Source organism: Streptomyces sp. MZ04 (assembly GCF_004684775.1).
Classification (GTDB): domain Bacteria; phylum Actinomycetota; class Actinomycetes; order Streptomycetales; family Streptomycetaceae; genus Streptomyces.
Genome location: NZ_SRIC01000328.1, coordinates 1 through 8,648, shown reverse-complemented (window position 1 = coordinate 8,648; position 8,648 = coordinate 1). Strand labels below are relative to the sequence as shown.

Genomic DNA, 8,648 nt, shown 5'->3' with positions numbered 1-8,648 from the left:
GTGCGGTCAGGAGAGTGTCCAGATCGGTGTTCACAGCGCGCCCCACGGGTCGAGCCAGTGTTCTACACCACCGATTCTGGGCACTCTCCGTCATTCCGGACAGAGCCAAAGCGCATCAACCATCTAGGCCGGATCCGTGTGCTCACCGGATACTCGTGGGCATGCCAAATGACCAGGAAGGCTGGCGGCCCCGGGGGTACGACGGGCCGGGTTGGGAGCCACCCAAGGGGCCGCCACAGGAGCCGCCTCGGGGTAACGGCGGAGGCTCCGGCGGGCGCTCCCGCTGGAGTGTCCCGGGGGTGGTAGGGGTGATCGTGGTCGTGATCTGGTCGATCCTCGCCTACCAGTGGACCGAGCAGAACGACTGCGAGCTGCCGGAGTCGTTCGGCCTGGTCCTCTCGCACGGCACGCCGGACCCCTGGGAGGGGTGCGGCTAGGGCGGGCAGCGGCGGGGTCCGGGGGTCCCGGCTGCGTGCCGCCGGGTTGACGGGTTGGTGTGTCAGGCGATGGCGAGATGTCAGGTGATGGCGAGGCGGTCCACCACCAACTCCACCCTGCGTTCAGTGTCCTCCGGTGGTAGCCGTCCCGCGCGGGTCAGGGTGGCGAGGCCGTGCAGGGCGGCCCAGAACGTCTCGGTGAACAGTCCCGGGTCGACGCCGTCCCCGGCGACCTCGGCCAGGACCTCGACCATCGCGGCGAAGGCGTCCTTCAGTGGCTGCGGGGTGTCCTCCCGCGCGTACGCAAGGCCGCCGTCGAGCTGGAACAGGGCGTCGTAGACCGCCGGGTTGCGGGCGGCGAAGTCGAGGTAGGCGTGGGCGAGGGCGGCCACCCGGGCGCGTGGGCCGTGCGCGGCGGAGGTCGCGGCCCGCCACTCAACGGCCATCTCGGCGGCGCCCTGGAGGGCGACGGCGCCGATGATCTCCCGTTTGCCGCGGAAGTGGCTGTAGAGGACGGGCTGGCTGTACTCGATGCGCTCGGCGAGGCGGCGGGTGGTGACCGCGTCCCAGCCCTGCTGCTCGGCGAGTTCGCGGGCCGTCGCCACGATGAGCCGCTCGCGCTCCGTCCGTTCACGCTGCTTGCGTTCCTGTACCGACATGATTCGATCCTAGCACCGCTAGACAACCGAGCGGCAGTAGTACTAGCGTTGCGCCATCAGCTAGCGGCGCTAGATCCCAGGAGGGGTCATCATGCTCAACGCACTCGAGATCGTCACCACCGTGATCGTCGGAGTGATGGTGGGGGTGGAGTTCGCCGTCCCCTTCTTCATCAACCCGATCCTCAACTCCCTCCCCGACGACGAGGGCCTGCGCGGCCGCACCGACGGGGCCCGACGGGGCGGCGCCGTGATGCCGTTCTGGTACATCGGCTCGCTGGTCCTCGTCGTGGCCTGGGCGATCGCCGGATGGGATCACGACGGGGCCGGCCTGGTCGTCACCGCCGGCGCGCTGCTGATCGTCAGCGTGCTCATATCGGTCCTGGTACTCGTCCCGATCAACAACCGGGTCAAGGCGTGGACCCCCGAGAACCGGCCCGCCGACTGGAAGCAGCAGATGAACCGCTGGGACCGCTGGCACTACGTCCGTGTCGCCGTCATCGTCGCCGCCTTCGCCTGCCTGGCGGCGGCCCTCGCCTGAGCGCGCGGGCCCAGCGACACCTGCGACACCTGCGACACCTGCGACACCTGCGACACCTGCGACACCTGCGACACCCGGAGTCCATCCCAGAACGAACTGAGGAAAGCAATCATGACGAGGTATCGCCTGACCACCCTGCTGTCACTGATCGTCGGGGCCGCACCTTTGTTCTTCGGCCTGAACTTCATACTCAATCCCGGCGGCGCCCCCGACGGCTACGGCATCGAACCCTGGCCGACGGGCAACGCGGACGGCTACTTCATCGTCAAGGGCGTGCGCGACATCGCCGCGGCGGGCGTCACGTTCCTCCTGCTCGGCCTCGGCAAGCGACAAGTCCTCGGCTGGGCCGTGCTGATCAACGCGGTCATACCGCTGGGCGACGCGCTGGCCGTGGTCACCCACGGCGGCACCGTGACAACGGCGCTGACCGTGCACATCTCGGCAGCCGCAGTCGTCGTCCTGACCGCCGCGCTCCTGCTGACGGAGCGGCAGCCGCAGGCCACGGAACCCACCGCTGCCGGTTACGCGCTTCGATGACGTACGCGGACTGTCAGACGTGGCTGCGACACTCTCGGCCCATGACGACACAACCCCGTTGGAACGACGACCTGTTCCCGTTTCCCACCCCGCCCGCACTCGCCGAGTTGGTCGACATCGCGTGGGAGGAAGGGTTCCTCGCGACGGACCTGTACGAGGAGGGCCTGTACGACGCCACCCGCGTGCAGACCAGCTTCGCCTTGCCCTTCGATCTGTGCGAGGTGCCTCTCGCGCCTCAGGGGTGGGAGTACTGCGACTATGGGGAACCGTTCCGCCGACACCACGTACCGTTCATGTCCGTACCGGAACTCCTGCCCTTCGCGGACCTCGGCAACGGCACCTGCGTCGGATGGGTGGTCCCCGCGCCGGAACTGGGGCGCACCGACCATCCCGTTGCTTCCTTCGGCCACAAGGAACCGGGCGTCATCGGCCGGAACACGCTGGACGGCATCACCTTCCTGCTCTCCATCGCCCTGCGCAGCGGGGAAGAACTCCTCATTGCCCCGGTGGCACGCCTGTCGGCCGTACTCGGCATACGGCCCACTGCGGAGTACGGCCGGAAGCCGGGCGGCGGTGACGTGGAGATCCCCCTCGATCTCGCGCCGCCGCCCGGCTGGCGCCACGCACCCGACCCGTCCGGCGTCGGTATCGGCGTCCTCGCACCGAACGACGCGTTCGGCGACGAGTGCCCCTCCTTCACCGGGGAGACGGACACGATCCTGGCCGACGCCGCCCGGCTGCTGGACGCGGGCCACCCGGCGAGCGCGCTTCTGGGACTCACCGCCGCGTACCACGAGGACGCGCAACGCCTTCCGGATCTCCACCCGTTGTGGTCCCGCGCCTACGACGCGCTCGACCGCGATCTGTTGCGGCAACGCCTCGACGTCATGCTGGAGGACCACCAGCGGGTGTATTGAGCGGTGCGTTGGCCTTTACGGCTTGAAGGAGGTTCGCCAAGGCCGCGAGGGCGGTGGTCAGTCGGGTGGTGGGGGCTTCGCTTTCGCGGAGGTGGATGTGGCTGCTGGTGGTGGCCAGTTCGACGCAGTCGTTGCCCACACCACCGCCGGAGAAGGAGGACTTCTGCCAGGTCTTCGCGGTGGTCATCGCTCGCTCGCTTTGATGGTGCGGAGGAGTTGAGCCAAGGCTGACGGTGCCGATATCAGCTCGGTGGTGGGGTCGTCGCTCTCGCGGAGGTGGATGATCCCGCTGATGGTGGCCAGTTCCACGCAAGTGTTGCCATCGCCTCCACCGGAGAAGGACGACTTCTGCCAGCGGGTGGCCTGGGTCATGCTTTGCCTCACAGTTCGTTGGTCATGCGGAGGATGAAGTCCCGCGACGATTCGGGACTCAGAGCTGCCTTCTCCAGCTTATGGAGCAGCCCGCGAAATCGTGCCAGTTGGGACTCCGCGTCCAGGAATGCCGTGCCGTGTGGGGCATCCCGTAGGGCGGTGTCCAGCTGCGGGAGTGGCCCGCCTACGTACATCATCTCGACGCCGGCCCCGGCGAAGCCTTCTCTTTCGAAGGGGATCACGCGCACTGTGGCGTGCCCCTTCTCGATCTCAGTGAGGATTTCCCGGAGTTGGGTCTGGGCGACTCTTCGGTCGGCCACGAGGATGCGAAGAGCTGCCTCGTGAATGATCGTCTCGTACGTCGCGGGCTTCTCGCGGTCGAAGACTGCCCGTCGCTGCATCCGGTGCTCGATCCGGGGCTCCAACTCGCTCTCGGGGAGTTCCGGGACCATGTACCGGAAGACTGCTCGGGAGTAGTCCGGGATCTGGAGGAGTCCTGGAACGTGCGTGATGACGACCTCGCGTAGGAACGCCGCATGATGCTCGGCCTCGGCGACGTCCAGGAACACCTGTGGCAGGACTCCTCGGTACTCATCCCACCAGCCGCGTGTCCGGTCGGTCGCCATCGCCACCAGTGCGTCGATCAACGCCACGTCTGCGCAGGCGTAGTGGGCGGCGAGTCGGCGCACGCGCTCTTCGCTGACCCCAGCGACCCCGGATTCGATCTGGCTCATCTGTACGGAGTTCGCCCCGAGCAAGGACCCGGCTTCGCGTGCCTTCAGGCCTGCGGCTTCTCGTAGCTTCCGCAGTTCGGCGCCCAGACGGACCTGCCGTGCGGTGGGGTGCCGCCTCGTCGCCATGCGTGGCTCCTTGGTTCAACTCACGTACGCGGGTGCCTCGTTCGGGTGCCAGATTACGTGAACGACTTGAGTGGTCATAACTTTCAGGCGTACCGTCAGTGACGCGTCGCAAACGCTGCGAGACCGGGGACCCCGGAAGCGCACCACCCCGTCATGCCATGACGGAGGTGACATTGCCACCGCCCTGCGCCCGCCGCGTCCCCCCCAACTCCCTTACGCCAACAGGAGTTCTCGCATGCCCGAAAGCGACACGCCCTGGGAGTACACCCTGTACATCCCGAACGACCTCCGCGCGGTCACGATCTGCCGCCGCGCCCTACGCCTCATCCTCGCGCTCCACTGCCTGCCCCAACTCACGTACCTGGCCGAGCTGTTGGCCACGGAGCTCGTCTCCAACGCCGTGCGCCACACCAAAGGCCCCGCCGCCCTCCGCCTCCGCTACTCCGACGGAGTCCTCCGCATCGGGGCATGGGACGCCGACCCCACACCACCGGCCCCGCCCCTGCGTACGGCGGACGTGGACGCGGAGCAGGGGCGGGGCCTGGATCTCGTACGGGCCTGCGCCGACGGCTGGGGCTGGTACCCCGTGGCCGCCGCCTCCGGCAAATACGTCTGGTGCGAACTTTCCGCCGCGTAGCTCGTTGATCACGCCGAAAAGAAAGGAGACCCGATGGTCAGCTCGTCACACGAAGCGCTGCACCGGATCTTCCAGAAGGACGCCGGTCTGCTGGTCCGAACTCTCCAGCGTCTGCTCCACATTCCGTTCCCGGAGCCCCGGGAAGTCATGGCCCTTGATGTGGACCTCACGGAGATCGAACCGATCGAGCGCCGCTGCGACACCCTGTTAAGGGTGGACACCGATGACGGCAACTTTCTCTTCGTCATCGAGTCGCAGGGCAGGAAGGACGAGGCCAAGCACGGGAGTTGGGCCTACTACCTCTCGTATCTCTACGAGAAGTACAAGTGCGAGCCGGTGCTGATCGTCGTGACGCAGAGCGTGGCGACGGCTTGCTGGGCCGAGAAGCCCATTCAGTTCGGGCTGCCGGGCTGGCCCTCGCTCACCGTGCGTCCGCTGGTCCTGGGCCCGGAGAACGTGCCGGTGATCGCGGACCGGCACGTGGCCGAGCGGGATGTCCCCCTTGCGGTGTTCTCGGCGATTACGCATGGAAGAGGGCAGGGTGCCGCCGCCATACTGGGGGCACTGGCCGAGGCCTTGAAGACCATCGACTCCGAGGCAGCACATTCGTTCGCACAGCTCACCCGGTCCGGTCTGGTGGACCCCCGGGCGAAGGAGATCTGGGAGGAACTGATGACGGTGACCAAGTACTTCTTCGACCACCCGTTCGCGGTGGCGGCGCGGGACGAGGGCCGGGTCGAGGGCCGGGTCGAGTGGTGCGCGGAGATGGTCCTGAACAACCTCGTCTGGCGTGGCCTGGACGTCCCGTCCGCCGTCCGCGAGCGAGTGACAGCCTGCAGCGACCTGGACCAGCTCACCGTCTGGGCACGGCGGGCGCTCCAAGTGTCCGACGCGGCCGAGCTGTTCAGTGACGATGACACCTGAGCGGGGCGCCGCCCTGGCCAAGGACATCACGTACCTGGAGCGGAGCGCTCTGTACGCCCTGTATCCGCCTCCCGAGGAGTTCGGGGACGCGGGGCAGCGAGAGTGGCGGGAGGGTGTGGAGGAGGCGTACCGAGAGGCGTCGCGGGAGATCCGCGAGACGCTCCGGCTGCCGCTGGCCGTCATGGTCGAGCACCAAAAGGGGATGGGGTTCGTCCCTGACTGCAGATGCGGCTTCCATGCGCAGCCCTGCTGGTTCCAGGAGTGGGTCATCGAGCGCAATTCGGTGCGGCTCCGCCGCCAACCGCTGCGCCTCGACGCCACGTCGTAAGGAAGTCCCGGCGACACGCCGTAAAACACGGCGTGTCGCCGGGACTTCCCGTAACCCGCTGGGTGCGTACCGCTACGCGCTCGGCTTCTCCTCCAAGCGCGGGAACAGCACCGCGCCCTTCGTCACCGTCGCGCCGGCGGGGAGCTGGCCCCACGTGCCCGCGTCCTGGACCTTCTGGTCCGCGAGCGCGCCGAGGGAGGCCTCAGCGCCGAGGGAGTCCCAGAGCTTCTGGGAGGTCTCCGGCATGATCGCGTTCAGGAGGACCGCCACCGCGCGGAGCGACTCGGCGGCCGTGTAGAGGATCGTCGCCAGGCGGGCCTTGCCCTCGGGCGAGTCGTCCTTGGCCACCTTCCACGGCTCCTGCTCCGTGATGTAGCCGTTGACCTGCTTGACGAAGGCGAAGATCGAGAGGATGCCGGACTGGAAGTCCAGGTCCTCGCCGATCGCGCGGTCGGCGTCCGAGACCGCCTTCGCCAGGCCCTCCTGGACCGCCTTCTCGGCGTCACCGGAAGCCGTGGCCTCGGGCAGCGCGCCGCCGAAGTACTTGCCCACCATCGCCGCCACGCGCGAGGCGAGGTTGCCGTAGTCGTTGGCGAGCTCGCTCGTGTAGCGGGCCGAGAAGTCCTCCCACGAGAACGAGCCGTCGCTGCCGAACGCGATCGCCCGCAGGAAGTACCAGCGGTACGCGTCCACGCCGAAGTGCGAGGTCAGGTCCTGCGGCTTGATGCCCGTCAGGTTCGACTTCGACATCTTCTCGCCGCCGACCATCAGCCAGCCGTTCGCGGCCACGCGACCCGGCACCGGCAGGCCCTGCGCCAGCAGCATCGCGGGCCAGATCACCGCGTGGAAGCGCAGGATGTCCTTGCCGACCAGGTGGACGTTGGCGGGGAAGGTCTCGTCGAACTTCTCCTGGTTCGCGCCGTAGCCGACGGCCGTCGCGTAGTTCAGGAGCGCGTCGATCCACACGTAGATCACGTGCTTGTCGTCCCACGGGACCTTGACGCCCCAGTCGAACGTAGAGCGGGAGATCGACAAGTCCTGCAGGCCCTGCTTGACGAAGTTCACGACCTCGTTGCGGGCCGACTCCGGCTGGATGAAGCCGGGGTTCGCCGCGTAGAGCTCCAGGAGCTTGGGGCCGTACTCGCTCAGCTTGAAGAAGTAGTTCTCCTCCTTGAGGAGCTCCACCGGCTTCTTGTGGATGGGGCAGAGCTTCTGCCCCTCGTACTCGCCCGTGCCGTCGATCAGGTCGCCGGGGAGCTTGTACTCCTCACAGCCCACGCAGTACGGGCCCTCATAGCCGCCCTTGTAGATCTCGCCCTTGTCGTAGAGATCCTGGACGAACTCCTGCACGCGGTCCGTGTGACGCTTCTCCGTCGTGCGGATGAAGTCGTCGTTCGCGATGTTCAGGTGCTCCCAGAGGGGCTTCCAGGCCTCGGTGACGAGCTTGTCGCACCACTCCTGGGGGGTGACGTCGTTCGCCTCGGCCGTGCGCATGATCTTCTGACCGTGCTCGTCCGTGCCGGTGAGGTACCACACCTTCTCGCCGTGCTGACGGTGCCAGCGCGTGAGCACGTCCCCTGCAACGGTCGTGTAGGCGTGGCCCAGGTGAGGAGCGTCGTTTACGTAGTAGATGGGGGTCGAGACGTAGAACGCCTTCGCGTTCTCGTTCGCTCCCTGCTTCTCGGATCCAGTGGCCGCCATGGTCGAAATCCTAACGGCCGGATGGAGATCGACTCACATCGATTCCGGGGGGTGGACCCGGCACTTCCGGTGCCACCCCCCGGTCGACCTGCGGCTACGGGCGCCAGGACGCCAGGAGGCCCTCGAAGAGCTCCTGGTCGGTGAGCTCGCGGGGGGTCGGGCCCGCGTGGAAGAAGGCGGCGTTGTCCGCCTTCAGCTTGCGGAGGTAGTCGAAGCCCTTCGCCTCGTGGTCGCCGAACGCCACGAACTGGAAGAAGAGGGGGTGCTTGGCCGCGTCGGCGAGGGCCTGGGTGGCGGGGCCCTTCGCGTCGGGGGCGCCGTCCGTCTGGAACACGACGAGGGCCGGGCCCTCGTGCTCCGACTTCTCGTAGTGGGCGACGACCTCTTCGATGGCGCGGTGGTAGCTGGTGCGGCCCATGTGGCCCGCCGCGGCGTGCAGCTCGTCGATACGGCCCTCGTGCTCGGGGAGGGTGAGGGTGCCGGTGCCGTCGATGTCCGTGGAGAAGAAGACGACGTGCACGGTGGCTTCGGGGTCCGTGTGGGCGGCCAGGGCGAGAACCTGCTCGCCCAGGCTCTGGGCGGAGCCGTCCTTGTAGTACGGGCGCATGGATCCGGAGCGGTCGAGTACGAGGTACACGGGGGCGCGGACCGCCGTGAGCTCCCGCTCCTTGAGCGCGGCGCCGGCGGCCTTGTAGGCGGTGGCCAGCGCTGGGGCCTGGGACTTGATCTTGGCGGGGG

General features: G+C 67.8%; 13 protein-coding genes. 7 read left to right on the top strand and 6 right to left on the bottom strand.

All coding sequences use genetic code 11. The annotated features are described in order from the left end of the window. Positions 1 to 308: 308 nt before the first annotated feature. Entirely contained in the window at positions 309 to 437 is a 129-nt protein-coding gene (locus E2651_RS46025) for a hypothetical protein (protein WP_280922826.1), read from the top strand. Between the two features lie 80 nt (positions 438 to 517). On the opposite strand, the gene E2651_RS37885 is transcribed toward E2651_RS46025, so the two are convergent. Further along, positions 518 to 1,096, bottom strand: a complete 579-nt coding sequence (locus E2651_RS37885; RefSeq protein ID WP_135335817.1) for a TetR/AcrR family transcriptional regulator — start codon at positions 1,094 to 1,096, stop codon at positions 518 to 520. A 91-nt stretch (positions 1,097 to 1,187) separates the two neighbouring features. Between E2651_RS37885 and E2651_RS37880 the strand changes: the two genes are divergently transcribed. The 3 genes from E2651_RS37880 (at position 1,188) to E2651_RS37870 (ending at position 3,088) form a co-directional block, all read left to right on the top strand. After that, on the top strand, positions 1,188 to 1,634 hold the full coding sequence (locus E2651_RS37880; RefSeq protein ID WP_135335816.1) for a DUF1772 domain-containing protein: 447 nt from the start codon (positions 1,188 to 1,190) through the stop codon (positions 1,632 to 1,634). A 111-nt stretch (positions 1,635 to 1,745) separates the two neighbouring features. Further along, on the top strand, positions 1,746 to 2,171 hold the full coding sequence (locus tag E2651_RS37875; protein WP_135335815.1) for a DUF4267 domain-containing protein: 426 nt from the start codon (positions 1,746 to 1,748) through the stop codon (positions 2,169 to 2,171). A gap of 41 nt (positions 2,172 to 2,212) precedes the next feature. Continuing rightward, positions 2,213 to 3,088, top strand: coding sequence for a hypothetical protein (locus E2651_RS37870; RefSeq protein WP_135335814.1), 876 nt, complete (start codon positions 2,213 to 2,215; stop codon positions 3,086 to 3,088). On the opposite strand, the gene E2651_RS37865 is transcribed toward E2651_RS37870, so the two are convergent. The 3 genes from E2651_RS37865 to E2651_RS37855 are packed head-to-tail and all read right to left on the bottom strand — an operon-like array spanning position 3,057 to position 4,320. Then, positions 3,057 to 3,275, bottom strand: a complete 219-nt coding sequence (locus E2651_RS37865; RefSeq protein WP_135335813.1) for a DUF397 domain-containing protein — start codon at positions 3,273 to 3,275, stop codon at positions 3,057 to 3,059. The genes E2651_RS37870 and E2651_RS37865 overlap by 32 nt on opposite strands. Next, positions 3,272 to 3,460, bottom strand: a complete 189-nt coding sequence (locus tag E2651_RS37860; protein WP_135335812.1) for a DUF397 domain-containing protein — start codon at positions 3,458 to 3,460, stop codon at positions 3,272 to 3,274. Before E2651_RS37860 ends, E2651_RS37865 begins: the two co-directional genes overlap by 4 nt. Before the next feature lie 8 nt (positions 3,461 to 3,468). After that, positions 3,469 to 4,320 carry a helix-turn-helix transcriptional regulator gene (locus E2651_RS37855; protein ID WP_135335811.1) on the bottom strand — a complete coding sequence of 284 codons (852 nt, stop codon included), beginning with the start codon at positions 4,318 to 4,320 and terminating at the stop codon, positions 3,469 to 3,471. A 235-nt stretch (positions 4,321 to 4,555) separates the two neighbouring features. Here E2651_RS37855 and E2651_RS37850 point away from each other — a divergent pair, with 235 nt between their 5' ends. Genes E2651_RS37850 through E2651_RS37840 form a run of 3 tightly spaced genes read left to right on the top strand, consistent with a single transcriptional unit; the run spans position 4,556 to position 6,209 of the window. Further along, positions 4,556 to 4,957: an ATP-binding protein gene (locus E2651_RS37850; protein ID WP_135335810.1), complete on the top strand. Its 402-nt coding sequence runs from the start codon at positions 4,556 to 4,558 to the stop codon at positions 4,955 to 4,957. A 33-nt stretch (positions 4,958 to 4,990) separates the two neighbouring features. Then, a complete protein-coding gene (locus tag E2651_RS37845) occupies positions 4,991 to 5,881 on the top strand; it encodes a hypothetical protein (RefSeq protein ID WP_135335809.1) in 891 nt (296 codons plus the stop codon). Continuing rightward, entirely contained in the window at positions 5,871 to 6,209 is a 339-nt protein-coding gene (locus tag E2651_RS37840; protein WP_167829016.1) for a hypothetical protein, read from the top strand. The genes E2651_RS37845 and E2651_RS37840 overlap by 11 nt, the downstream gene beginning before the upstream one ends. Positions 6,210 to 6,281: 72 nt before the next feature. On the opposite strand, the gene metG is transcribed toward E2651_RS37840, so the two are convergent. Further along, positions 6,282 to 7,910, bottom strand: a complete 1,629-nt coding sequence (gene metG, locus E2651_RS37835; protein WP_135335807.1) for a methionine--tRNA ligase — start codon at positions 7,908 to 7,910, stop codon at positions 6,282 to 6,284. 94 nt (positions 7,911 to 8,004) lie between these two features. After that, positions 8,005 to 8,648 (bottom strand): VWA domain-containing protein (locus E2651_RS37830; protein WP_135335806.1); only part of this gene is annotated, 644 nt, incomplete at its 5' end.